This is a genomic window from Kaistia sp. MMO-174 (assembly GCF_037147815.1).
Taxonomy (GTDB): Bacteria; Pseudomonadota; Alphaproteobacteria; order Rhizobiales; family Kaistiaceae; genus Kaistia; species Kaistia nematophila.
The window spans coordinates 196,084-221,736 of the sequence record NZ_JBBCUO010000003.1 but is presented as its reverse complement, the minus strand read 5'-3'; the positions used below and the strand labels follow the sequence as shown (position 1 = coordinate 221,736).

At 66.4% G+C, this 25,653-nt stretch carries 19 protein-coding genes; all 19 read left to right on the top strand.

The features are described from left to right. Positions 1-11: 11 nt before the first annotated feature. The 19 genes from WFK98_RS12910 to WFK98_RS12820 all read left to right on the top strand — a co-directional run bounded on the left by WFK98_RS12910 (position 12) and on the right by WFK98_RS12820 (position 25,580). Positions 12-1,643 (top strand): hypothetical protein, encoded by a 1,632-nt coding sequence (locus WFK98_RS12910; protein ID WP_336800495.1) that lies wholly within the window; start codon positions 12-14, stop codon positions 1,641-1,643. Between the two features lie 503 nt (positions 1,644-2,146). Further along, the gene (locus WFK98_RS12905; protein WP_336800494.1) at positions 2,147-2,668 is read left to right on the top strand and encodes a hypothetical protein; all 522 of its coding nucleotides are present in this window, start codon (positions 2,147-2,149) and stop codon (positions 2,666-2,668) included. Positions 2,669-3,007: 339 nt separating this feature from the next. Then, positions 3,008-4,645, top strand: a complete 1,638-nt coding sequence (locus WFK98_RS12900) for a hypothetical protein (protein WP_336800493.1) — start codon at positions 3,008-3,010, stop codon at positions 4,643-4,645. Between the two features lie 387 nt (positions 4,646-5,032). Next, complete coding sequence (locus WFK98_RS12895) at positions 5,033-5,245, top strand: hypothetical protein (RefSeq protein WP_336800492.1); 213 nt, start codon at positions 5,033-5,035, stop codon at positions 5,243-5,245. Between the two features lie 2 nt (positions 5,246-5,247). Continuing rightward, positions 5,248-6,795 (top strand): portal protein, encoded by a 1,548-nt coding sequence (locus tag WFK98_RS12890; protein WP_336800491.1) that lies wholly within the window; start codon positions 5,248-5,250, stop codon positions 6,793-6,795. Then, positions 6,792-7,163 carry a Bbp19 family protein gene (locus WFK98_RS12885; RefSeq protein ID WP_336800490.1) on the top strand — a complete coding sequence of 124 codons (372 nt, stop codon included), beginning with the start codon at positions 6,792-6,794 and terminating at the stop codon, positions 7,161-7,163. Before WFK98_RS12890 ends, WFK98_RS12885 begins: the two co-directional genes overlap by 4 nt. Before the next feature lie 3 nt (positions 7,164-7,166). Beyond that, positions 7,167-8,015, top strand: a complete 849-nt coding sequence (locus tag WFK98_RS12880) for a hypothetical protein (RefSeq protein ID WP_336800489.1) — start codon at positions 7,167-7,169, stop codon at positions 8,013-8,015. A gap of 139 nt (positions 8,016-8,154) precedes the next feature. After that, entirely contained in the window at positions 8,155-9,015 is an 861-nt protein-coding gene (locus WFK98_RS12875) for a phage capsid protein (RefSeq protein WP_336800488.1), read from the top strand. Between the two features lie 61 nt (positions 9,016-9,076). Next, positions 9,077-9,352 carry a hypothetical protein gene (locus WFK98_RS12870; RefSeq protein ID WP_336800487.1) on the top strand — a complete coding sequence of 92 codons (276 nt, stop codon included), beginning with the start codon at positions 9,077-9,079 and terminating at the stop codon, positions 9,350-9,352. 101 nt (positions 9,353-9,453) lie between these two features. After that, positions 9,454-10,053, top strand: a complete 600-nt coding sequence (locus tag WFK98_RS12865) for a hypothetical protein (RefSeq protein WP_336800486.1) — start codon at positions 9,454-9,456, stop codon at positions 10,051-10,053. Beyond that, complete coding sequence (locus tag WFK98_RS12860; protein ID WP_336800485.1) at positions 10,053-12,110, top strand: hypothetical protein; 2,058 nt, start codon at positions 10,053-10,055, stop codon at positions 12,108-12,110. The genes WFK98_RS12865 and WFK98_RS12860 overlap by 1 nt, the downstream gene beginning before the upstream one ends. A 10-nt stretch (positions 12,111-12,120) precedes the next feature. Further along, positions 12,121-12,681 carry a hypothetical protein gene (locus WFK98_RS12855; protein ID WP_336800484.1) on the top strand — a complete coding sequence of 187 codons (561 nt, stop codon included), beginning with the start codon at positions 12,121-12,123 and terminating at the stop codon, positions 12,679-12,681. A gap of 4 nt (positions 12,682-12,685) precedes the next feature. Further along, positions 12,686-15,697: a D-Ala-D-Ala carboxypeptidase family metallohydrolase gene (locus tag WFK98_RS12850; RefSeq protein WP_336800787.1), complete on the top strand. Its 3,012-nt coding sequence runs from the start codon at positions 12,686-12,688 to the stop codon at positions 15,695-15,697. After that, a complete protein-coding gene (locus tag WFK98_RS12845; RefSeq protein WP_336800483.1) occupies positions 15,697-21,075 on the top strand; it encodes an LPD38 domain-containing protein in 5,379 nt (1,792 codons plus the stop codon). Before WFK98_RS12850 ends, WFK98_RS12845 begins: the two co-directional genes overlap by 1 nt. A 64-nt stretch (positions 21,076-21,139) precedes the next feature. After that, positions 21,140-23,218 (top strand): hypothetical protein, encoded by a 2,079-nt coding sequence (locus WFK98_RS12840; protein ID WP_336800482.1) that lies wholly within the window; start codon positions 21,140-21,142, stop codon positions 23,216-23,218. Beyond that, positions 23,215-23,889 (top strand): hypothetical protein, encoded by a 675-nt coding sequence (locus WFK98_RS12835; protein ID WP_336800481.1) that lies wholly within the window; start codon positions 23,215-23,217, stop codon positions 23,887-23,889. The genes WFK98_RS12840 and WFK98_RS12835 overlap by 4 nt, the downstream gene beginning before the upstream one ends. Positions 23,890-23,945: 56 nt before the next feature. Continuing rightward, positions 23,946-24,839 (top strand): glycoside hydrolase family protein, encoded by an 894-nt coding sequence (locus WFK98_RS12830; protein ID WP_336800480.1) that lies wholly within the window; start codon positions 23,946-23,948, stop codon positions 24,837-24,839. A gap of 1 nt (position 24,840) precedes the next feature. Continuing rightward, entirely contained in the window at positions 24,841-25,209 is a 369-nt protein-coding gene (locus WFK98_RS12825) for a hypothetical protein (protein ID WP_336800479.1), read from the top strand. Continuing rightward, entirely contained in the window at positions 25,209-25,580 is a 372-nt protein-coding gene (locus WFK98_RS12820) for a hypothetical protein (protein WP_336800478.1), read from the top strand. Before WFK98_RS12825 ends, WFK98_RS12820 begins: the two co-directional genes overlap by 1 nt. The last annotated feature ends 73 nt before the right edge of the window (positions 25,581-25,653 follow it).

Genomic DNA, 25,653 nt, shown 5'->3' with positions numbered 1-25,653 from the left:
AGCCGCTCGGCATGGACGGTGACGTCCTCTACGTCGTCGACGCCCTCGGCCAGTTGGCGGCTGTGCCGCCGTCCGGCTTCGGCATCAACATGGCGCAGCGGCTGTTCGCCGGCCGCGATCTCTATCTCTCCTGGGCGTGGCCGCGCTTCGGCAAGGATGCCGTCGTCACCGGCTTCGACATGAACAAGGTGCGCGCCGATCTCTACGCCGCCGGCGCGAACAAGGGCCTTTGGAAATCGGTCGAGAAGGTGCGCGGCCTCGGCGCCTGGAAAGGCAAAGACGGCCGCCTGATCCTGCATTGCGGCGAGTATCTCTCGATCGACGGCAAACTTGCGCGGCCCGGGGAAATCGACGGCCATTTCTATCCGCGCCGGCCGGCGATTCCGCTGCCCTCGGCCGAGCCGGTCGAGCATGAGGACAATCCTGCGCCGGCGCTGCTCGCGTTCCTGCAGAACTGGAACTGGCGTCGGCCGAGGCTCGATCCCTTGCTGTTCCTCGGCTGGATCGGCGCCGGCTTCCTCGGCGGCGCGCTGCCCTGGCGACCATCGATGTTCCTGATCGGCGACAAGGCGGTCGGCAAGAGCTCGCTGCAGAGCGCGGTCAAGGCCGTGTTCGGCGACGCAATCGTCTCGACGCCGGACACGACGCCGGCCGGCATCTATCAGCGTATTGGCAATGACGCGCTGCCGATCGCGGTCGACGAGCTCGAGGCGGAGGCCGATAGCCGGCGCGCCGTCGCCGTCGTCAAGCTGGCGCGCCTGGCGGCCTCCGGCGGCCTGATGCTGCGCGGCGGCCAGGACCACAACGGCGTCGAATTCCAGGCGCGATCGCCGTTCTTTTTCTCGGCGATCAACCCGCCGCCGCTGGCGCCGCAGGATCTGTCACGCATGGCGATCCTGTCGATCGGCAAGCTCGACATGTCGAAACCCGCTCCCGTCCTGCACGACCCAGAGACCATCGGCGCGCGCCTGTTGCGGCGACTGGCGGATGGCTGGCACGATTTCGAGCGGCTCTATGCGACCTATCAGGAGGCCTTGCGGCAGGGCGGGCACGATAGCCGAGGTCGTGACACCTACGGCATCTTCCTGGCCTGCGCGCACCTGATGCTCGGCGACCAGGGCGTGACCGAGGCAGGCTATCCCGTCGACGACTACGCCTATTGGGCGGGCCTGCTCGACGCGGCATCGATGCCCGAGCGCGAGAATGCCCGGGAGAACTGGCGCGCCTGCCTCGAGCATCTGCTCACGGCCCGCGTCGACGCCTGGCGCGCCGGTAAAAAACATTCAATTGGCGGGCTGCTCGAGGATCTGCTGCGCGAGCCGCTCGAGCAGAACTATATCCGCGAGATCCGCGAACACCTGGCGCAGGCGGGTCTCGGCCTGGTTGGGCCAGACCACAAGGCGTCACCTGGTCAATGGCTGCTTGCCGTTCCGCCCTCCGGGCCTGCGCTCGGCTCGCTGTTCCGCGAAACGCCGTGGGGCGGCACCGGCGGCATCGGAAGCTGGACTGACGCGCTGCGGCAAGGGCCGGCGCACGTCGTGTTCTATGACAAGAGCTACAACGCTGTCCGCATCGACGGCTTCAACAAGCGCTGCACGCTGGTGGCGCTGCAGAGCTTCGTCGCCCTCACAGAAGAAAGCTAGCCGGAGCCCGAATGATCGTCCCTCGATCCCGGGCCCCGGCCCTTTGCGTCCCTCCTTACCCCGGCCCTTTTGCAGAAGAAGCGGCCCGCGTCCGCGTCACGCGGCTTGCAGAGCAACCCGCGCGCCACGGATCGCGGACAGTTGACCAGGGGAAAGCGCTTGTACGGTTCCTGTCAGCGCGGAGCTTGCCTCCCGCTTAGGGGTTCGGGAGCCACACCAGCCACACCTATGTGGCTGGTCATGTGGCTCCGATAATGAAGACGGATCAATGACTTGACGACGAAACCACACCGGCCACATGGCGCGGCGTCTTCCTTACGATCACGCGCGCGCGCGTTATAGGGGTGGTGTGGTTGGTGTGGTTAGTGTGGTTATATATCTAAGTAATTGAAAATACTTACGAAATTTAGCCACACCGCGAGCCACACCAGCCTCATTCGGTGTGGCTCGCGGGATCGATCGAACGGCGTCGTTTGAATAAAATACTGAGGTAAATCAAGGTGATGGCTGGTGCCGATCTGTTCGATGACGACGACGCCGAGGACGGCGAGCCGGCGCGGGCGCCGGCATTTCCGGCCGCGAAGCGCGGCCCGGGCCGGCCGAAGGGCTCGATCAACCGCAAGACCGAGGCGGCGCGCCGGTATTACCAGGCGAAAGGCTATCGGGATCCGCTGGCATTCCTCGGCGAGCTCGTCGATGCCGATCCGCTCGAGCTGACCAAGTGGTTCCGCGAGCAGCAGCTCAAGATCTTCGGATCGGCGGAGGGCGCGCCGTCGCTGGCCGAGGTGGCATCGATGCAGGTGAAGGCGGCGGCGGAGCTCATGCCCTTCCTGCACGGCAAGATGCCGATCCGGGTCGAGACCGACGACGACAAGGCGCTGCCGATCCTGGTGGTCGACCTGGGCGGCGGGCAGGCGGCGGCGCTGCCGTTCCAGGCGGGCGACAAGCCGATGTCGATCGGCGCGCCAGAAACGGCGGAAAACAGCCATTCCGATGACGAGGAAGACGATGGGTCTCACGGCTGAAAGGTCTCACGGCGTGGACAACGCGTTGATATTGAAGGCGGATCGGCCGCGAAATGCGCTGATCGAAAATCAGCCGCTGCGGCGAGCCGTCCCCCCATTTTTGGTCCAGGCGCCTGGGATGCACGGTGCGGCGCAGGGCGGCCGGGCCGCTGGCGGCGAGCGCGGGGCCGGCGGCGGCCCGGGCGGCTTCCCCCGAAGGGGGGGGGGCCTCCCCATGAGGGATGCCCGCTCTCACACCGATCGGGTTTCGGCCGGCGTGGGGCGCGTAAATCGGGATCGGGCGCCAGGGGCAGGGGCTGTGCCCTCGATCCGCAGCGGGACCGGGAGAGGGGGGCGGGCATGAGCCTAGACGAGCCGGACCTGGCGGACCTGGCGAAAGGTGCGGATGGCGGTGAAGCGCTGCCGGACCTTCGCGCGGATCCCGAGCTCGAGCGCATCCTGCGCAAGTATCAGCTCAACGAACGCGAGATCGAGCGCGATTTCGATCCCTACCGCTACGTGCCGCCGGGCCCGGTGGCGCGGTCCTTCATCCTGGATGAGCATCTCTCGCCGTTCATCATGGGGCCGGTCGGCGCCGGCAAGACGGTGACGGCCGTTTTCAAGCGGATCGTCGCCGGCACGCGCATGCCGGCCTGCAACGATGGCGTCATCCGCGACCGCTTCGTCGTGGTGCGCTCGACCTATCGCGACGCCGAGAAAACCGTTCTCGCGTCATGGCTGCAGTGGTTCCCGCGAACCTACCCGGGCTCGTCCTGGTCCGGCGGCAATGACCGGCCGGCAATCCATATCCTGCGATTCCGCACGCAACACGGTCAGCGGGTCGAGCTGATCACCGAATTCATCGGCCTGAACGGGCAGCGCGTCGAGGATCGTTTGCGCGGCTACGAGATCTCCGGCGCCTGGATGAACGAAGCCGACACGATGGATGAGGACGCGCTGCGATACCTCGAGCAGCGCACGGGCCGATATCCCAAGCGCGATCTGCTGCCGGCCGGCGCGAGACGTGTCCGCCAGGTGATCGGCGATCTGAACGCGCCGGATATCGATAATTGGGTCTACAAGGTCTTCGTCGAGAAGCCGACCGAGAACCGCGTGCTCTATGCGCAGCCGTCCGGCCTTTCGGCCGAGGCCGAGAACATCAAGCATCTCGAGCCCGGCTATTACGAGCAGATGGCGGCCGATAACGAGGACTGGTTTGTGCGGCGCATGGTGCACAACCAGTTCGGCTATAGCCGCGATGGCAAGCCGGTCTATGACACGTTCAATCCCCGGATCCACGTCGCTCCGCGGCCGCTTGCCTATGACCCGAAATTGCCGCTCCTGATCGGGCTCGACGGTGGCGGCGGCACGCTGAACCCGGCGGCGATCATCGGCCAGCTTCATGCCGGCTGGCAGCTCCGGATTCTTCGCGAGCTCGTGCCCGGGCATGGGTATGGCCCTAGCCGGTTCGGCGAGCTCCTGGCGGCCGAGATCGAGCAGCATTTTCCAGGTGCGCAAATCCGCGCCTGGGCTGACCCTGCCTCTCAATATGGCGCTGATCGGGAAGGGGGGCAGCTCGCCTGGAATGAAATCGTCGGCGTCCTGATCGGCGCCGTCATCCTGATCCCGTTCGACGGCTCGAACGAGATCTCGCTGCGCACCGATGCCGTCAAGGCCGAGCTGAAGACGGACGGTAAGGATCCCAACATGCTGATCTCTCCGACCGGCTGTCCGATCCTCGTGCGCGGCTTTGCGTCCGGCTACAAATTCGCCAAGCGCACGGACGGCCAGTTCGAGGCGACGCCGGCGAAGAATGCGTTCTCGCATCCGCATGACGGCCTGCAGTACCTGGTCGGCGGTGTGCGTGGCCGCACCGCGATCGTCACCGGAGCCGGGCGCGGTCGGAACGGTCCGCCGGGCGCGCAGGGGCGCGGCGGGTGGCCTGCAGGCGGCGCGGCGCGCGCGAAAGGCAACTTCGATCCGCACAAGGTCGGCTGATGATCTCGATCGCCACGCCTGCGCTGATCACCGACCTGGCCGCGACGATCGGCGGGCGAGGGCGCGTCTACCCGATCGTCTGGCAGGTCGCGAAGCTGCAGCTCGCCTCCGGTCCCTCCTGGGCGATCCGCGACGCCGAGGGCGAAACCCTCATGGTCGGCGGGATCTTTCTTTCCGAGGATGTCCCGGAGGCATGGTTCGCGGCGGCGCCAGCGGCCTCGCAACACATGCTTGCGGTCATCCGTGCCATGCGGTTGACCCTGTCGGCCACGCCATACCGTGTCATCCGGACAGTCATCGCAACCACCGAGGGGCGCCGCATCGCGCGCTCGACCGGCTTTGTTGCCGTGGGGCCTGTCGCGGATCTCGAGGTGTGGGAGCTCTACAATGGGCAAGGTGATCAAGAACCTGTTCGGCGGCAGCAGCGACGCGGAAAAGCTGGCGCGCGAGCAGGCGGCATCGCAGCAGCGGACGCAGTTGGCGGCGATGGCCAATCAGCAGGCTGAAGTCGACCAGGCGAAGGCCAGCAGCACCGGCCGCAAGGGTCGCCAGCTCTTGACCTTCCTCGGTGGCGGTGACGGCACGTCGACGTTGGGCTGACCATGTCAGACGTCATCGAAGCCATGAGGGCGCGGCGACGGACCGCGCAGGTGGAGCGGGACGCGATCCAGCCTTTGCTGGATGAAGCGTTCGACTATGCGATTCCCTATCGCCGCTCGACGCGACGGACCGGCAAGGGCGAGAAGCGCGTTGATCGTGTCTTCGATCAGACCGCCGTCGTGTCCGCTTTCCGCTTCGCCGGCAAGCTTCAGCAGGATCTCGTGCCGACCGGGCAGGAATTCTACACGTTGGAGCCGGGCCCGATTGGCAAGAGGATCACCGCGCAAGACGGATCGACGGACAATCTGACACAGCAGCTCTCGGACATTGGCGAAACGACGCACGCGCTGTTCGACGATGGCGAATGGGACCAGGCCTTCCTCGAGATGGCGCTTGATCTCTCCGCCGGCACCGGCGCCATGCTGATCCTCGAAGGCGACGATCGCCGGCCGGCGCGCTTCATTTCCGTGGCGATCGATGAGGTATTGCTCGAGGGCGGTCCCTATAACGACATCACTGGCATATTCTGGTCGCGCAAATGGTCGCTCCGCAGCGTCATGGAAACCTGGCCGGATGCCAGGCTCGGCCCTGAGCTGTCGCAGCTTCTGAAGTCGAAGCCTGAGACGGAAATCGAGGTCAATCAGGATACCGTCTGGGACCCGAAAGCGCGGCGCTGGATCCTCACCGTCTGGACCGACAAGGCGAAAGAGCCGATTCACGAGTCGAAGACGGTAGCCTGCCCCTGGCTGACGCCGCGCTATTTCCGCGTTCCAGGCGAGACCTATGGGCGCGGCCCTGTCATGCTCGCCATGCCGACGATCAAGACGCTGAACACGGCGCAACGCCTGACGCTGCAGGCCGCAGCCATCGCCATGATGGGAATTTATACCGCTGTCGACGATGGCGTGTTTAATCCCGACCTGGCGGCGGTCGAGCCGGGCATCTTCTGGAAGGTGGCTCGGAACGGCGGCACCCTCGGTCCGTCTGTCCAGCGCCTGCAGGATCCTCGCCTCGATCTCTCGAACATCGTTCTTAACGAGCTTCGTATGGGCGTCCAGGCGGCCATGATGGACCAGTCATTGCCGGCCGATGGCGCGGCGGTGCGCTCCGCGACGGAGATCCTCGAGCGGGTTAAGCGGCTGGCGTCCGATCACCTGGGCGCCTTCGGCCGCCTGGTGCGCGAAATCATCGTTCCGGCCGTGCAGCGCGTAATGGAGATCGCCGCCAACAAGATGTTGATCCAGAACGCGCCGCCGATCGATCAACTTCTGGTCAAGATCCGCGTCACGTCGCCGATCGCCGCCGCCCGGGAGGCCGAGCGGGTGCAGAAGATCATCCAGTGGCTCGAGATGATCATCGCTCTGCTCCAGGACAATGCCGGCCGCGTCGGTCATATCGAGAACGCGCTGCTGCAGGTCGGCCGGGCCATGGGCGTGCCGGAAGAGCTGCTAGTGACGGAAACGCAGCGCGAGAAGATGGATCAGGACGACGCGACTGCAGCGGCCGCCGCCGCCGTCGTGGGCGCCGCAGACGGAGGTATGCCGGCATGAAAGCTCTTTCGCTAGAGGACGCGATTGCAAGCGTGACGGGCGAAAGCTGGGACTTCGTCGGGGCGATGGAACAGCGGTACGGCGCGTCGCCAGAAGCCCGGAAAAAGCGCGAGCTTTCGGAGCTCGAGCGCAAAGCCCTGTTGAGCGCGGCCGCCAGTGTGTTTTCCGGGCCGGATGGCGAGCGTGTACTCGAGTGGCTTCTGGACCAGACCTGGCGCCGCATGACGTTCGCGGTGATGACCCATCCGGATCCGCAACAAGCCCTGCTCTATGGCGCCTTTCGCGAAGGGCAGAATGCCCTCGCGCTTTCCATCCTCCGCATGATCGCGGAGGGCCGCACCGAAACCCCACCGCCGCAACAGGAGTGAACCATGCGGAACCGCTATCGATTTATGCCTCTATTTTCGCCGGAGGGCGCCGGCGGCGGAGGCGCGGCGGATGCCGGCGCCGGCGGCGGAGATCCGGCGGCGGCCGCTGCCGCTGCAGCTTCTGCAGCCGCAGCGCCGCCGGAGCTCTACCGCCCGCAGGGCCTGCCCGATCACCTGGTCGGCGCCACCAATCAGGAGACCATCGACAAGCTCTACGGGGCCTATACGCCCCTGCGCGAGGATATGGCGAAGCGCGGCGCCGTGCCCAAGGATCCGAAAGAATATGTCTTCGAGCCGAGTGACCGGCTGAAGCCGTTCTTCGACAATGCCGATGATCCGGTGATGAACCAGTTTCGCCAGGTCGCGCAGAAGATCGGTATTCCGACCGGGCAATTCAGCGCAATCCTCGAGGAGACGTTCGGGCCGCTGGTCGAGTCCGGCGTTCTCGGCCCGACCTATGATCCGCAGGCCGAGCTCGCGCAGCTCGGCAAGCTGATCCAGGCGCCGGACGGTCCGGCCGGCAAGACGGCGATCGCGGCCGCCGCGAATGAGGCCACCAGCTTCGCCGAGGGCCTCGGCGCGCACCTGAAACTCGGCGACGAAGCGAAGGGCGCCGTCCTGGCGCTGGCGGATACGGCCTCCGGGATCGTCGCTCTGCGCGCCATCAAGGGCATGCTCGGCGAGCGCGGGATCCAGCTTGGCGGCGAGTCGGGCGGGCAGGGCTGGACCAAGGAGCGGCTCAAGTCGATGGTCGGTGACGAGCGCATCGATCCCTATTCGCCCAAGTTCGACAAGACCCTGCGCGCCGAATATGACGCCGCCTATCAGCGCCTCTATCCCGGCGGCGGTTGACGCCCTCGGCCGCCGGTTAGCGTCAGGCCATCCCTAGGGACGGACCTGCGTCGCCGGCGGCGATCGCTCCAAGCGATCTGCTAAGGCTCGTGGCCCTTCGGCCCGGTGGACGAAAGCAACCGTCAATCGGAGATCGACCATGAGCGCAGAAGCTCCTGCCTGGTTCGTCGAGCAGTACAACGCCACCGTCATTCACAAGTACCAGTCGCGCGGCTTCCTTCTGAAGGGCACTGTCATGCCCGAGGGTCGCCTGGACGGCAAAAAGGTCTACTTCCCGGTCAGCGGCAAGGGCAAGGCGCGGAAGAAGGTCCGGGGCCAGCAGGCCGTGCCGATGAACCCCGGCCGCACGAACGTCGAGGCCACGCTCGAGACCTGGGAAGCGTTCGACGAAGTCTGGACCTATGACCTGTCCCGCATGTCGGCCAACGAACGCGAGGCGATCGCCGTCACCGGCGGCAATGCGCTCGGCCGCGCCACCGACGGCGAGCTGATCGGCAAGTTCAACTCCGCTGCGCCGACGTCCGGCACCGGCTTCATCAACAAGAATTCGGCCGCCTTCACGCTGCCCGACGCCATGACCATGTGCCAGCGCCTGCAGGCGCAGGATGTTCCCTGGGACGGGAATGTCTTCTGTCCCCTGCCGTCGCTGTTCTGGAATCAGTTGATGAGCTGGAAGCAGTTCAACAGCTCCGACTATGTCGGCCAGGATCTGCCGTTCACGAAGGTGACGACGGCCAAGAGCTGGAACGGCGTGCACTGGTTCCTCGCGCCGGACGAGTATTTCCCGATCCCCGCCGCCAACCAGTTCGACATCTTCCTCTATCACCGCAGCGCCTTCGGCTGGGCGAACAATACCGAGCTGCAGACGATCTGGGATTGGGACAACCGCGCGGGCTGCTGGACGGTTCGCATGGAGAGCGAGGGCGCGGCCGCGGCCCTGTTGCCGGAGGGCGTCGTGCGCGGCCGCTTCGCCTCGAACAGCGACATCACGGCCAACTGATCGGAGGGCGGGCTTCGGCCCGCCTTTTCCGCTTCTTCCCTCGATCTCGGAGAACGCAACCATGGCATTTGATCTGAAGGGCCTCCGGCGCGCCGTCCTGGGCGGCACGGTCGGCAGCGGCGCCGGCTCGCAGCGCTCGATCTACCACTACGCAACCAACGACGACGCCGCCACGGTCGAAACGGCAGGCTACTTCAACGGCCTCGCATCCGACCTGGTCGTCGGCGACGTGATCATGGCCTCGCTCGACCTGGACGGCACGCCGGTCTTCAAAAACTACATGGTCACTGCCAACACCGGCACGGTCGTGACGATCGCGAAACAGACCACGTCCTAACGCGGTCCGCGATCGTCCAGCGGTCCGGCGGCGGCGCGCCGGACCGCACCTTCTCCCGATCCTGGCGAGGCATCCGCATGACCGCTCCCACGAAACTCGTCATGATCAATCGGGCTTTCGGTCGGCTCAACATCGATCCTCTCGAGGATCTCGACGATGACAGTTTCGGCGCTTCGTCGGCCGCTCTCACCTATGACAGCGTCGTGGAATTCTGCCTCGGCTGCTACGTTTTCTCCTGGGCGAAGGAAATGCGCGTGCTCTCGCCGCGCGCCGATGAAATCGGCCTGTTCGGCTATCGGAACGTGTTCGACATGCCGGGCGACGCGCTCGGCCCGCCGGTCCGCGTTACCGATGATCCGCGCGATCCCGATCGGATCTTCAATCGCTACGTGTTGTCGGGCAACACGGTGCAGGCCGACGAGCCCGTGCTTTACGCCGAAGTGAAGTTCGTTCCTCCGCCGGTGAAGTGGCCCGGTACTTTTCGCGAGGCGGTGACGCTCGCCCTGGCGGCCGAATTCGCGCTCGGCCAGGTCGACGACAAGGGCATGCGCGATGGCCTCCGAGCTGATGCTTTTGGCTCGCCGAGCGTCTTTCCGCGCGGCGGCGCCCTCGGTGCCGCGATCGCGGAGGATGCGCGCGCCACGCCGCCACGCCGTGCGCCGGTCGGAAACAATCCCCTCACCAATGCCTGGAAAAGCTGATGGTTGGTCGGCCCGGAAAGACGCAAGCGAGCTTCACCGCCGGCGAGGTCGATCCCGGTATCGAGGCCAACTATGACTTGAAGTATCGGGCGAAAGGCCTCAAGACCGCGCGAAACATCGAGCCGATCCCGCAGGGCGGCTATTTCGGCTTCGACGGGCTGCGCGATATCGGCGCTGTCGACGCGGCGTCGGAAAAGATCTTCACCTTCACCGCCTCGAACGGCGTCTCTTATGACCTGGTCGCCGGCGCCGGCAAGCTCGAGGTCTGGGGAGAGACCAGCAAGCTCGCAACCGTCACGGTGCCCTACACGGCCGAGCAGCTTTCAACGGCCGATTTCGTGCAGCAGCTCGATACCGCCTTCATCTTCCATCCCGACGTGCAGCCGCGCCGGCTGAAGCATCTCGGCCCGACCAACTGGCAGGTCGACCTTGTGCCGTTCCTGAAGATCCCGAGCTATGACTATGGCGCCGTCTACACAAACGGCGTCGCGGCGCAGTGGGACATCCAGTTCACGGGCCTCAACACCGATTCCGTCTTCGTCCTGACGATCTCGGGGAATGAGACGAGCTCGATCGAGTATCAGTCGACGCTCGCGGATATGATCCCCGACATCCTCGCGGCCATCAACGATCTGCCCGTCGTCAAGACCGGCATCGCGATCACCTATGTCGCATCCGGCCGCCGGGGGCGCGGCACGCTGCGCATCACGTTCTCCGGCACCGGCAACGAGGGCGACGGCTGGGCTGTTTCCGGCCGTGTCACCAACAAGGCCGATGCGGCCGTGCTGAGCTACAAGCAACGGCCAGGCGTGAAGCCCGGCGAGGATCTCATTTCCGACACGCGCGGTTGGCCGCGCTGCGGAGCGATCTACCAGCAGCGGTTGCTCATGGGTGGGTTCCGGAGCCTGCCGAATGCCTGGATCTGCTCGATCTCGGGCGAGTATTTCAACTTCGATGATCGGCTCGACGAGGCGAACGGCTCGTTCCTGGTTCCCATGGATACGCCCGGCGGCGAGGTGATCGAGCGGATCGCGGCGCAGCGCAACTTGCTGATCTTCACCAATCGGGCCGAATATTGGGTGCAGGATCGCGCCCTGGACAAGACGAAGCCGCCTGTTCACGTCCAGGCCTCGGAGGACGGTGTCAGGCCAGGCGTTCCGGTCTGCCAGAATGAGGGCGCCGCGCTCTTTGCCTATCGAAGCGGTTCGGTCATCGGCGAGTTCCGCTACACCGACGTCGATGGAAATTTCGTCGCGACGGCGATCTCGATCCTTTCCGCGCACCTGATTTCCGATGTTGTCGATATGGCGATCCGCCGTCCGAACGCGATCTCCGATGGATCGCTCCTGGCGGTCGTGCTCGGCGACGGCCGAATGCGAGCGGCCAAGCTTTTGCGCGCGCAGGACGTCACCGCGTTTTTCCGGATCGAGACGCTCGGCACCTTCAAGGCGGTCGCCTGCAATGACCGCAACGAACTGTCCGTCCTGGTCGATGTTGAAAGCGCCAGCGGCACTTCGCGGCGGCTGCAGCGCTTCGACGCTTCGACCTTCCTTCATTCGGCCAAGGCCTTTTCCTTCGGCTCGCCGACCAACGTGATTTCCGGGCTCTCCCTGCATGAGGGCCGCGAGGTGTGGGTGGTCGGCGACGACAATGTGTTCGGGCCGTTCGTCGTCGCCGGCGGCTCGGTCACTCTGCCGGTCCCGGTATCGGCCGGCGAGGTCGGACGCTGGATCCCGCCGGTGGCGGAACTGCTGCCGCCGACACGCGAAGTCGGGCCGAACATCGTCATCCGACGCAAGGCGCGCATCCACTCGGCGCAAGTGACGGTTCGCGACACGACGTCGATCGCGATCGCGGCCAATGGTGGCCGCGCCCGCGATGTTCCTCTGCGGCGCTACGGCGACCAGGACAACGTGCCGTCGCTGCAGGCGCCCTATGACGGCGTTCTCACGGTTCGCGGGCTCTCCGGCTACCAGAACGAACCGACGCTGACGATCACGCAGACGCGGCCCGGCTTCCTGCATGTCGACGCGATCACGCAGGAAGCCAAGCTTTAGGAGATCCACCATGGTTCAGCTTGCGTTGGGAGCGCTGGCGAAGGTTGTCGGCGGCGCTGCTGCCAGCGGTGCCGGTGCCAGCGCCGCCGCAGCGGGAACCGGGCTCGGCTCGTTTCTCACCGGTTCCACCGGCCTCTCCATCCTGAGTGGAGTTGCCACGGTCGGCAGCGCGCTGTCGTCCCTGGCCGGCGGAAAACAGGAAGCGGCGGGGCTGCGCATGCAGGCCGACCAGGCGAACTTCGACGCTCGCCAGGAGGAGGTCGAAGGCGTGCGCCGGACCACGAAGCTGAAGCGCGCTTTGCTGCAGGCGCTGGGCGAGAATGACGTGGCCTATGCCGCGTCCGGCATCGATCTGGGATCCGGCGTTGCCGAGGACAACCGCGCCAATGCCGAGAAGCTGGCGGCCACCGAGATCTCCATCGACCGGTCGACCACAGAGGCAAGGGCGGCCATGTATCGGAGCCGGGCCGCCTCCTTTACCCGCCTCGCCTCGAGCGCGGAATCCAGCTCGCTTCTCAAGGCGCTCGGCATCGGTGCCGAGGGCGGTTTGCGTCTCTTGCAGCGAGGGTGATCTCATGGCGTTCAACAAGCGCGCGTCGTCGCCCGGCCAGCCGACGAAATTCCAGGGTGAAGGCGAGCTGATCGGGCGATACATTCCGCCTGCGGTCGATGATGGCGGCGCTGCCCGCAGCGCGGCGGCCGTCTTCTCCGGCATCGCCGGGTCCTTGGGCGAGATGGCGGACAAAGCCGCCATGCGCGAAGGTGCTGCGGCCGGCCTGGCGGCGGGCGCTGGCGCTCGTCTTCCGGACGCGCCCGCGCCGATGACGGCCAATCCGCCGAGTGCGTCAGGCGAGGCCGTCTATTCCGGCTCGGCGCGTTCGTCCGGCGTTCCTGCATCGGTAATCGACGTTTCCTTGGTCGATCGTGTGCTGGGGGCAGAGAGCAGCGGGAACCCTGCGGCCAAGGCCAAGACGTCGTCCGCAACTGGCATCGGCCAGATGCTGAAGGGGACCTGGCTCGAGCTGGTCGGCAGATATCGGCCCGACCTGGGGCAAGGAAAGTCGAAAGACGAGGTGCTTGCTCTCCGGTCTGATGCAGCGATCTCGCGGGAAATGTCGGGCCGATACCTGTCCGAGATCGCCGGAAGGCTCGAGGCGTCTGGCATCGCGACAACAGAGGCCAATCTCTACCTCGGCTACTTTCTTGGCCCTGCAGGCGCTCAACGCGTCCTGCGCGCGGATCCATCGGCTGCACTCTCCGACGTCGTGGATCCTGCCGCGATCGCGTCAAATGGCAGTGTTTTCGGCAAGATTCGCACCGTTGGCGATCTGATGGCCTGGTCCGCGCGGAAGATGGGCGGCAAGGGCACTCAGGTTTCGAGCGCCGGCGCCGATCTCGCCAAGCTCTCGCCCTCGGCGCAAGCCATGCTGGCCGGCATCGAGGCGGCGGGCGTCGTGCCGAACCTCTCCGTCCGTTCGGGCTTCCGCGACAAGAGCAGGAACGAGAAGGCCGGCGGGGCGAAACACAGTCAGCATATCCATGGCAACGCGATCGATATCGATCTGTCCGGCTATACCGACGATCAGAAGGGCGCGGTTCTGCAGGCCGCCATCGATAGCGGTGCCCGGGGCATCGGCGTGTATGCCAGCGGCAACTCGCTGCATGTCGACACCCGCGACACTCCGACCTTGTGGGGGGCGGACCGCAGCAACCCCTATGGGTCCAATTCGATCGACCAGGCGGCGGCTTGGGCGCAGCCGGCGCTCCGCAAGCTCTTTGGCGGGCAGGTCGGCCCGTCGCCAGCCAACGGCCTGGCTGGCGCGAACGTGGCTCGCACCGATGGGCCTCCGCGTTCCGGAGCGGATCTTGTGCTTCGCCGGGACGGCACGATTTACGGCAATGCCTATGATGAGGCCGCGCTGGCCTCGCATGGCTGGCGCCTCGAGGCGGCGCTGCATGCCGATCTCGGCAATGCCTATGAAGATCTGAAGGATGATCCCGTCGCGCTGCAGAAGCGCATGGGCGAGATCAAGCAGACCTATATCGCCGATAGTGGTGTCGCGGCCGATCCCAAGATGCGCGAGGCGCTCGAGCGCAGCTTCTACGAAAAGAGCGTGACCTACTCCGGAGCGGTCAATCGTCGCCTCGAGGAGCGACGCGCGGGCGAAGCCAAGGCGGCGGCGGCCGAGCTGGTCGAGGCGCAGGGCAATGATATCGAGCGGCAGGCCTATCTCGCGGGATCCTCGCCGGACGGCGACGCCGCCGTTGCCGGCCTGATCGATCGCGGCGGCCGCAAGATCGATAGCATGATCGCGACCGGCGCGTTGACGCCGGCGGAAGGCATGAAGCGGCGGCGCGAGCTCGTCGAGAATGCGACGAACGCCCGTATCCGCGGTGCTTTCGATGCCCTGCCGGACTTGGCGACGAAAGAGGCTTTCGCGAACAATCTGCTCGACCAGTGGAAGCAAGGCTCCGGCGCGGTTGCCGGGCTCGATTTCCGCCAGGTCGATGCGCTCGCCAATAGCCTCCGTGCCTCTGTCACGAAGGAGAGGGAAGGCGCGCGCGGCGACGTGGCTATCGCCAAGGCCAAGCTCAAGCGCGGCGTTGCGGATGATCTGGCCTCGATCGAGGAAACCGGTGTCGGCGCCCTATCCGATGGCCGGCCGATCGACGGCGCCGAGGTGGCTGCGATCCTTGGCCCGGCCGAGGCGGCTGCCTGGTCGGAAAAGCGCGACCAGGCGCGCGCGTTCTTCGAGACGACGCACGGCTTCGAGACCATGACCGATGCCGAGATCGATGCTCGCGTCGCGAAGCTGGCGCCGACGCCCGGCCAGGAAGGCTATGCCCGCCAGGCCGAGCTTTTCGCAAAGGCGGGAAAGAAGGCCGAGGCGATCCAGAAACAGAGGCGCGAGGATCCGGCGGCTGCAGCGAGCCGGTCTTTCCAGTCCGTGCGCGACGCCGAAGCGGCCGTGGATCCGCAGGATCCTTCCACCACCGAAACGATGATCGGCGAGCGGATGCACGGCCAGGAGGCTCTCGGCGTCCCGGAGCTCGCGCGCGAGCCGCTGACGAAGAAAGAGGCGCTCGAGCTCGGGCGCGAGATCTTCGCTTCGAAGGACGAAGGCGCGCAGAAGAAGGCGACCTCCGCCTTGGCCTCCACGCTTGGGGAGCACTACGGCCAGTATGCCGACGAGGTGCTCCGCCAGGTCATTTCCGCGCGCGGCGCTGATCGGGATCTTGCCGACTATGCCGCCGCCGTTATCCGCAAGACGGGCCTCGGCCAGCCGCCAGGCCGGGCCGATGGACGGCGCGTCGACAAGGCCGGCGAAATCTCGTCCGCCGATCGTGCCATGGACGGCCGCACCGACGACGCGGCGAAGATCCTCGGCCTTTCGCCGGCGCAGTCGGCCGACAACCTGCGCCGTGCCCTGGATCCGAACGAGCTCATTCCCGTGGGCTCGCCCAACATGATCCGCACGCCTACGGCCGAGGCGATCCGGCGGCTGGTCGCCGACAAGTCGCTTGCACCGAAATTCGACGAAGCGTTCGGACCGGGAACGGCCCGCTTCTACCTTGGAGGGGACTGATGGCTGGCTGGACCTATCGCGATACCGTCGACGAACAATTCGCCGCCGGCGTGCTCGAGGGCCTGCCGGAAGCGCAAGACCCCGCACCGGTGCCGCCGGACAATCCCTTTGCCGACACGATCGACGACACGGCGCCCGAGCTGCGCACCGGACCGCGTCCGGGGCTGCTCGAGCGTTTTGAGATCAACCGGCAGGCGGGCGAGCGCAACACGATCCTGGGCGCGGCGCGCGACTACCAGCAATCGACCCTGCCGCCGGAATGGCGCGAGGGTGTCGGCCATGAAAGCCGTGCCCGCTTCAATGAGCGCTACGATTCATTTCCGCAATTCAACAGCCTGCTCGAGGCCGGCGCGGCTTTGACCGGCCAGCTCGTCGGGGGCGGCGCCGCGCCGGAGAATTTCATTCCGATCGGCCTGGGGACCAAACTGCTCGGCATGGCCGGGATTTCGCTGTCGACGATCCGCGCGCGGATCTTTGCCGGCGCCGTCGATGCCGGCGTGACGAACGCCGTCGCGGACGCCGCCGTCCAGGGCCTCGAGCTCGCCGGCGGCTCGCGGAAGGAATTCAGCCTCGGCCAACTGGCGGCGTCGACGGCGATCGGCGCGGCGATCGGCGGTGCCGCCGGGCCGCTGACGCATCGCATCCGCGACCCGGGCGGCCCGGATGACGGCATGGCCGTGCGCATTGCCGAGGACCAGGCCAAGGTTCCGGCCGGAATGCTCCGTACCGTGACGCCGGATGGATCGGAGAAGATCATCGGCGATCGGCTGCTCGATCCCATCGAGCCGGATCCCAACATCGCCAAGACGGAAGCGGTAGCCGACGAACTCAAGGCGATTCCGGGCGCAGATGGGCTGGCAGAGTCACCGGCGGCGAAACCCGTTCGGCCGGCTCGTCGCGCCAAGAAAAGTCCGGAAGCCGCTCCAGCGGCTCCGGAGGCGATTCCAGGCGATGTTCCGAAGGCCGAGCCGCCGGCCCTGGGCGATCGCCTGGCCGTCGAGGCTGATCGCAAGGCCGGCCGCCAGACGGCCGAAATGGCAGATGCCGATGTACAGCAGTCGGTCGAGGTGCCGCGCGCGCTCGATCCGGAGCTGCGGACCTTCGTCGATGATGCACCGGACGACGCCACGCGCCGATCGCGCGAGACGGCTTTTGCCGACACAACGGAAGACGTGGCCGAGATCGGGCCGCTGGGGCCGGTTCTCGTCGGCTATGAGGGGAATTTCGCCGCCGCTCATGCCCGCCTCGAGGCCTTGCAGGGCGGCGAGGCGAGGGCGGTCTTCCAGCGCCCGGACGTTGGGCCGATCGATCTCGTCTGGGGCTTCTACGATCCGAAGACGGACGAAGGCCTAGGTCTCGCGAAGATCGTCGGGAAGCATCCCGACGTCGTCAAGCGACTGCCTGAGCTGATCGAGACGTTGCCCGTTGAAAGCCGGTCCGCGAACCGGATCATTCTTTCCGACGATCTGCACCGCGCCACGATCCGCCTCGATTTCGACAAGGCGGAAAAGACCTGGCTGATGACGGCCTATGTGCGGGATCAACGTCGGCGCGGCGGGGGTACTACCGGGCGCCCCGCCGGTCACCAGGAAGACACGAAGCCATCCTCTTCCTCGCCGACTGATCCAGATATAGCGCTGCGGGCCTCGAAAATCGAGGGGGACGCGATCCCCGGCGATCTCGGCGGCCAGCCGCGCGACGTACTGGCACGTCGCAAAACGGCGGCGCCGGCGCCGAAGCGCGATGCGGCCGGCGTTGCTGACGGACCTTCGACGCCGCATTTCGCCAGGCTGCGGGATCTCACGAACCATCTCGCTGAGCTCGTCGATGTCACGGCGACCCGTCAGGGCCGCCTTTCCCGCGCGAAGGGCGGCAAGGTGCTCGGCCAGTTTCACCGGAAGACCGGCGTCATCCGCGTCCGCTACCAGGATGATTTCGACACCTTCACGCATGAGGTCGGCCACCACGTCGACGAGCAGCTCGGGAAGCCTCTGCAGGCGCTGCTCAAGAAGCACGCCGCCGAGGTCGAAAAGCTCGCCTATCCCGGCACGCCGAAGGGGCGCGAACGATCGGAGGGTTTCGCCGAGTTCTTCCGGCTCTACCTGACGAACCCTGCCTATGCTGCGCGTGAGGCGCCCGGGTTCGACGCGGCGTTCCGCTCTTTCCTCGGACAGCATGACGCTGAGCTCGCAAAGGCGCTCGACGACGTGCACGCGGCCTATCGTGCCTGGCTCGATCAGCCGTCGCAACAGGCCGTCGCCAGCACGATCGTCTCAGCCAAGCGGCCCGGATGGCTCGGCCGTCTGTCGCAGGACATGAAAAAGCACGGCCTGGGCGCCACGATCGGCGATCGGATCGAAAGCGCCTACGGTTTCCTGTTCGATGACCTGCATCCGTTGCAGCGCGCGACGCGGGCGCTGCTCGACATGCATCGGGAGAAGACCGGCAAGGCCGTGGATCTGCAGGTGACGAAGGACCCGTACAAGCTCGCGCGCATGTCGCGCGGCGCCTATACGGTCGGCCACATGGACGTGGTCCACGGCGTGCACGCCTATGGCGAGACCGGGCCGTCTTCGGCGTCGCTGCGCGATGCGATCATCGAGGCGATCGGCGCCCGCAACGTGTTGTCGAAATGGGACGACGCAAAGGTCCAGGCGTTCGGCGCCTATCTCTGGTCGCGGCGCGCAATCGGCGAATGGGATCGCTTCACCAAGGGCCTGATCCCGAACCCGCCGGACAAGCTCACCCGGGGCGACCACCTGACCAACATCGCCGAGCTCGAGGCGAAGAACCCGACCTTCGCCAGCGCTGCCGAGAAAGTTTATGACTGGAACACGGCGCTATGGCGCAAGAAGCGCGACGCCGGCCTTATCACGGATGACCAGCACGCGGCCGGCCTCGAGATCGTCGACTATGTGCCAGGCCTGCGCGCTTTCGATTATGCCGGCGACCCTGCCGGCAAGGCCAGCGGCCGGCGCGGAGGATCCACAAAGGGCGGCCTGCTCAAGCGGTTCCGCGGATCGCGGCGCGACGTCGTCAACCCGCTCGATAGCCTGATGGCAGACGCCTATGAGACGGCGATGGCGATCGCCCGCAATGACGTCGTCAAGGCGCTCGATCGCCTGGCGATCACGGCAGGGCCCGGAAGCGGCGCGATCGCCGAAAGGATCGCGGCGCATGAGCTGCGCGCGACGGTCGTCGATCCTCTCGAGGCGATCGAAGCCGCCGGCCGCGCCGCCGGTCTCGACAAGATGGATATCACGCTGATGCGCGATGCCGTCGAATCGGCGATCGGCGACCAGAAGGCGGCTCTTTTCCGACCGGCGATCATCAACGAAAAGGGCGAGACGATCGCCTTTTATCGCGACGCCGGCGAGCTGCGCGCGCTCCGCCTGGCCGACGGCCAGTTCGGCAAGGATATGTACACGGCGCTTACCGGCATGACGCGCGGCGAAAAGAGCATCTTCGTCGAAATGCTCGGCAAGCCGGCGGCCGTCCTTCGCGCCGGCATCACGACGGCGCCGGAATTCATCCTGGCGAATTTCTTTCGCGACCAGGCCATGGCCTCGATCTTCTACGGCCGGCCCTTGATGCGCCTTGGCGCGACGCTGTCGGGATCCGCTGACGAGATCCTCGGCCGCGACGCGGCCCGCGCCTACAACGCGGCTGGCGGCATCATGGGCGGCGCCGAGACGGCCGCCCTGCGCGACGCTGCCCTCGAGCGGGATATCACGGCGCTGCGCCGGAAGGGCTGGACGGCGCAGCGCCTGACCTCGGTCCGAGGCATCGCGGCCGTGACCGAGCTTTCGGAAACCGGAATGCGGCTCGGCCTTTTCAAGGAATTCATGAAGGAAGCGAAGGCGCGCGGCCTGGACGATCTCGAGGCGTCACTCGAGGCGGCCTGGCGCGCCCGCGATCATCTCGATTTCGATCGGCGAGGCTGGGGCCTCTCTGCGCTCGCCCGGATGATCCCGTTCCTGAACGCGTCCCTGCAGGGGCTCGACAAGACGGCCCGCGTCATGATCGCGCCTTTCGCGAAGCGTGTGCTCGGCCAGGTCCTGACTGTCGAAGACGAGCGGGCCATGGGCCAGGCGGTGAAGGCCTGGGCGCGGCTCGGCGTTCTGTCGACCATGGGGATCGGCCTGCATGCCCTCATGTCGCGGCATGAAGACTATGACGAGATCTCGCCGACTACCCGGGCAACGCACTGGATGGTCAAGGCCGGCGACAAGTGGATCGCCATTCCGAAGCCGTTCGAGCTCGCCACCGTTCTGAACCTGGGCGAGGCGGCCTATGACGCCTTCGCGAAACAGGATCCGACTGCGGCCGGCCGTTATGTTGACGGCCTGTTCCAGGTCGTCGCTCCGCCCTCGATCATCGAAGGCAATCCGGCGATCCGGTCGTATTTCGAGATCAAGTCCAACACCGATTTCTTTACCGGAAACCCGATCGTTCCCGAGCATCTGAAGGCGCTCGAGCCGTGGCTGCAGTACACGGCCCGGACGTCGGAACTGTCGAAGACGCTGGGCGAGTGGTTCAACGTCTCGCCGCTGATCATCGATCACCTGGTGACGGCGCAATTCGGCTCCTGGGGGCGCTCGGCGCTTTCCATGTACGATATCGCCGCCGGCGATCGGCCGTCGCCGGGCTGGGATGACATGCCGTTCATCCGCCGTTTCATCAAGGATGCATCCAAGGGCGCGACGTCGACGACGGCATTCTGGGATCTCGTCTCGGAGCAGAACGGCAGTTTCGAGCAGGCGGCGCGATCCTGGCGCGCGCTGATGGACGCCGGCGACGAAGCGCGCGCGGCCGACTACCTGGCGAGCCGGCCGACCGAAGAACGCGCCTATCTGACGGCGCTTTCCATGCCGGCCGATGTGAAGCGGATCCACCCGCTCTATCGGGCGCGCCTGGCGGTGAAGGCGATCGGCGCGCTGCGACGGGATCTCGTCGGCGGCCGCCTGGTCAATGCCGACGACGAGCCGGTCGAGATCAGCCGCGCCGACGCCGGCGCCGCCGATGACATCCTGTCGGATCTCGCCATGGCCGAGGCGCGGAACGCCCTGGTCCTGCTGAAAGTGCCAGGCTGGGCAAATCGGACCGTCGTCGATACGTCGACCTATCACCGCGAGCTGCAGGCGGTTTCGCCCGGGCTCTATGGGCTGCTCGCCGATCGCTACGCCACGGCCAGCGTCCTGCCGCGCGAGACGGTCGAATCGTCCTGGCCGGAGCTGCGCAAGCGGCTCCTTGAGGACGGATCCGAGGCGATCGTCGCGGACCTGACGGCATCGGCAAAGGCGGATGGACCGGAGCTCGACGGCAGCAAGATCCGCCGTCGATCGGCGCCGGCGGTGCCAGGCGTGGCCGACGACTAGTCGGTTGACGTGACCCTGCTCGCGCGATGCTCGAGGCGTCAGAAAGGCGCCCGGGAGCATCCGCATGAGCATTGATCATCCGATCATCGAAGATTCCCGCCAGCGGATCACGCTTCCGGCCGCCGGCGTCACGTCGCTGGCGGTGCCGTTCTATTTCCAGCGCAACGGCGATATCGAGGTTTCCCGCGAGACGACGGCGGGCAGCCTGGATTGGACGGTTCTCGGCGAGGCGGTCGGTTACACGATCGTCGGCGCCGGCGTGAATGCCGGCGGCACCGTCACGCTGCTGGCGCCGGCCGATGGCGCCCGCTGCTATCGCGTGCGCGGCCGGACGAAGCTCGATCGATCGACGTCGGTCGTGCTCGCCGGCGCCATGAAAGGCAAGGCGGTCGATGACGAGCTCGACCGCAGCCGCCTGATCCAGCAGGAGCTCCGGCGCGATGCGGATGACACCCTGGCGCTGCAGCAGCAGCAGAAGGCGGTGATCCAGGCCTCGTCTGAGGCGGCGTATCAATCGGCCTATTCAGCTCACCAGTCCGAGTTGATCGTCACTGCAGCGATCTCGGCGGGCAATGCCTACCTCGCCGAGGCGATCGTGGCGCGAAACCAGAGCGTCGCCGCCAGGGACGAATCCGTCACCGCGAAGACGGACAGCCAGACGGCGCGCGGTGAGGCGGTGGCGGCGAAGAATGATGCCGTCACGGCGAAGACGGACAGTCAGACGGCGCGCGGCGAGGCGGTAGCGGCCAAGAATGACGCCGTCGCTGCAAAAACGGCGAGCGAGACGGCGCGCGGCGAGGCAGTGGCGGCCAAGGATGCATCCGTCGTGGCGAAGGCGGCGAGCGAGACGGCGCGAGACGAGTCTGTCGCGCACGCCAACGCGATGGCAGAGACCTACCTGGGATCGCAAGCTGCGAACCCGACCGAGACGTCGACGGGCAAGCCCGTTGCCGAGGGTATGCTCTACTGGAATTCCGTCGCGAACCAGATGCGCGCCTATAGCGGCGACACCTGGATCGTCGCGTACAACCCTTCCGACGTAGCCGTGGAGAGTTTCAACGGGCGCGTCGGCGCCATCATTCCGGACGCCGCCGACTATGCCGGCTTCTATCTCGGCCTGGGCGGAGGCACGCTCACCGGCCCGCTGATCCTGTCGGGAACGCCGACGTTGGTGACGCATGCCGCGAACAAGCAGTATGTCGACAATAGGTGCATGCCCTACACCGGCGGCACCTTCAGCGGCGCGGTCACGCTTAGCGCCGATCCGGTTAACGCGCTGCACCCGGCATCGAAGCAGTATGTCGACAACCTTCTGAACGGCCTCGATCCGAAGGCGAGCTGCCGGGTCGCCACAACGGCGAACATCACGCTTTCTGGAACGCAGACGATCGATGGCGTCGCCGTCGCCGCCGGCGAGCGTGTGCTCGTGAAAGACCAGACCACGGCGGCGCAGAACGGAATCTATGTCGTCGCCGCCGGCGCCTGGTCGCGGGCGACCGATATGGATGCCTGGCTCGAGGTTCCCGGCGCCAATGTCTGGATCGAGGAAGGAACGGCCAACGCGGACCGCGCCTATGTCTGCACCTCGAACATCGGCGGCACGCTCGGCAGCACGGCGATCAATTGGGTGATGTATTTCGGAACGGGCGCCTTCCAGTCGGCCAGCCCGATCCTTACCTCGCTCGCCGGCGCGGCGTCGGCCGCTGGCGTCATCGCCTATTTCAGCGGCGCGACGACGATGGCCGTGACGGCGTTCACGTCTTACGGCCGGTCGATCGTTGGGGCTGCGGATGCTGCGACCGCGCGAACCGTCCTGGTAGCCGAGGAACTCGGCGTGACGCGCGGCGTCGTCCGGTACAACGCCAGTGCAACGGCCATCCTGGCAGATGCCGGCATGGTCGTTCTGATGAATTCGGCCTCCGCCAATACCTATACGGTCCCGCCGAATTCGTCGGTCGCCTTCAAGGTCGGCACGTATATCAACCTGGCGCAGTCCGGCCTCGGCCAGACCACGATTGTCGCCGGCTCGGGCGTGACTGTTCAGAACAAGTACGGGCTGAAGCTCACGGGCCAATGGGCCGGCGGCCAACTCGTCAAGATCGGCACGGATGAGTGGCTCCTGCTCGCGGACGCCACCACATGACGCTGCACACGGGCTTTGCGAACGGGCGGCGCCGGGCACCTGTCCCTACCTTTCTGGGGACCGCGCCGAAAAAGACGGCGACCGCCTCGAGCTTCACCTTCTCCGCGCAATCGCTCGGCCAGACCATCCAGGAAGGATCACTGCTCGTCTTGGCAGTGACTTCGGAAGCGCCGAGCGCAAATCGCAACTTCAACGGTTGCACGGTCGACGGCAACGCGGCGACGCAGGTCGTGGCAAGCCCGAATGGTCACACGCTGGTGGCGATCTACCAGTATGTCGTGCCTGCCGGCGGGCTCTCCGCGCCGACGATCGTCTTATCGACCAATGGCTCCGGCGGCGGTTGTACGATGGAAATGTTCAATATCGTCGGCCTCAACAGCAATACGCCGATCGATACCTTCGTGAATTCGTCCGTCGTGAGCTCGTCGCCGACCGATCCGCTGGCGACCACCGATGGCGCGGCCGCGATCGCCGTGGCGCTGAACAATGTGTCAGGGTCGGCGACCTGGACCGGGCTCGACGAAGTCAGCGACTACACGACGGCTGTGATCGGAGGGCATACCGCGACGGCCGCCATGCGGGGCGGGCTCTCTGCAGGGACACAAACGGTCTCCGTCGCGTTCGCGGCGTCGACGAGCCAAGCCAGAATGGCCGCCGCCTCCTGGCGGTAACTGCCGGTTGACCGGCCGGCTTTCCGCCGATGCTGGAACCTCGCCAGGAGGTTCCCATGGAAACCAGTTCGTCCGGTCTTGAACAGCTAATCGCCGAAGAAGGCGAGGTATTGCGCGCCTACAAGGATGTTGCCGGCGTCTGGACGATCGGCGTCGGCCTGACCAAGGCGTCCGGCGTCGTCGTCCCGAAAGCCGGCATGACGATCACCCGCGAGCAGAGCCGGGCCCTTCTCGCCACGGCGCTCGAGCGCAACTATGAGCCGGCCGTTGGCTACCATATGACCTCGGCCGCGCAGCACGAATTCGACGGCGGTGTGCTGTTCCATTTCAACACCGGTGCGATCGGCCGCGCGAGTTGGGTCGATTCCTGGCGGCGCAAGGATAGGCCCGGTGTTCGGGCCGGGCTGCTCGCCTGGAACAAGGCCGGCGGCAAAGTGGTCAGCGGCCTGACGGCTCGCCGCCAGCGCGAGGCGGATCTGATCCTCGACCGGAAATACATGACGGCCGCCGCGCCGAGCTCGGCGGCGCTGAAGCCCGGCGCCAGTGGCGACGCGGTCGCCGCCCTGCAGGAACAGCTTCGTTCCGCAGGTCTCTACAATGGGGCGATCGACGGCCGCTATGGTCCGGCCACGGTCGAGGCGGTCAAGGTGCTGCAGCGGTCACACGCAAACCTCACCGTCGACGGCATCGCCGGGCCGGCGACGCGGGCGGCCCTGCAGCGCCAGCTCGATCTCAAGAAGAAGGTGACGGCGACGGCCGCCGGCGGTGGCCTGGGGACAGGCGGCGTCGCGACCGCAAGCCAGACGCCGGCGAATGTCGACCAGGTCGCCGGCCTCTCCACCTGGTGGATCGCCGGCGGCATCCTCGCGGTGACGCTGGTCGCGCTTGCCCTTTTCGCCTGGACCTATCGTGACGAGATCCGCGCCAAGTGGCGCCAGTGGAGACGATGAAATGCGGCTGCGCCTGAACCCCATTGATATCCTCTCCGGCGCGCTGTCCGGCGCCCTCGAGTCGGTGATCGGACCGGACGATCCCGGCACGCCGGGCGTGAGCGAGGCCGTCACAAAGGCCGTCGTGCAGGAAGTCGCTAAGGATCCCGCGATCCAGCACATGACCAATACCGAGCCCTGGTATCAAAGCCGCGTCACCTGGGGCGCGCTCGTCGCGATCGCTTCCGGGCTGTTCGCGATCGGCGGCCGCGCGTTGCCGGTGGAGGACCAGGGCACGCTCGTCAATATCGCCGTGGCTGTCGCATCGGCGATCGGCGGCGCGATCACCCTCTATGGTCGCTGGGCGGCCAGAAAGCCGCTGGGGCGCTGATGGCCGATTTTCCTGGCACCGGGTCCGAATGGGCAGCGGCCATCATCGCCAAGCTCGCCACGGCCGCCGGCGGCCTCGCCGGCGCCTGGGTGAGGAACCTGTTCCCGCCGCACAAGCCCATGCGCCAGCGTGTGCCGGAGTATATCGCCGGCGCCCTGGCGGCCGTCTATGGCGGGCCGGTCGCCGGGCCGCTGATGTACGAGACACTGATCGCGATCTTCCGGACCTTCGGCGTCGACGTCGGCCGGGCGCTATCTCGGCCGAGCGTGGAAAGCCTCTCCGGTTTCATGTGCGGCGTCGTCGGGCTGACCATCATCGAGGGCGTGTTCGTCCTCGCCAGGCGATGGCGCGACGACCCTCGGTTTCGGTGAGACTGTGGATATTCGCTTTTGTGAGATTTCCTTCTGATTATCGGGTTGAATCTCACGGCGTCAGTTGGTAAGT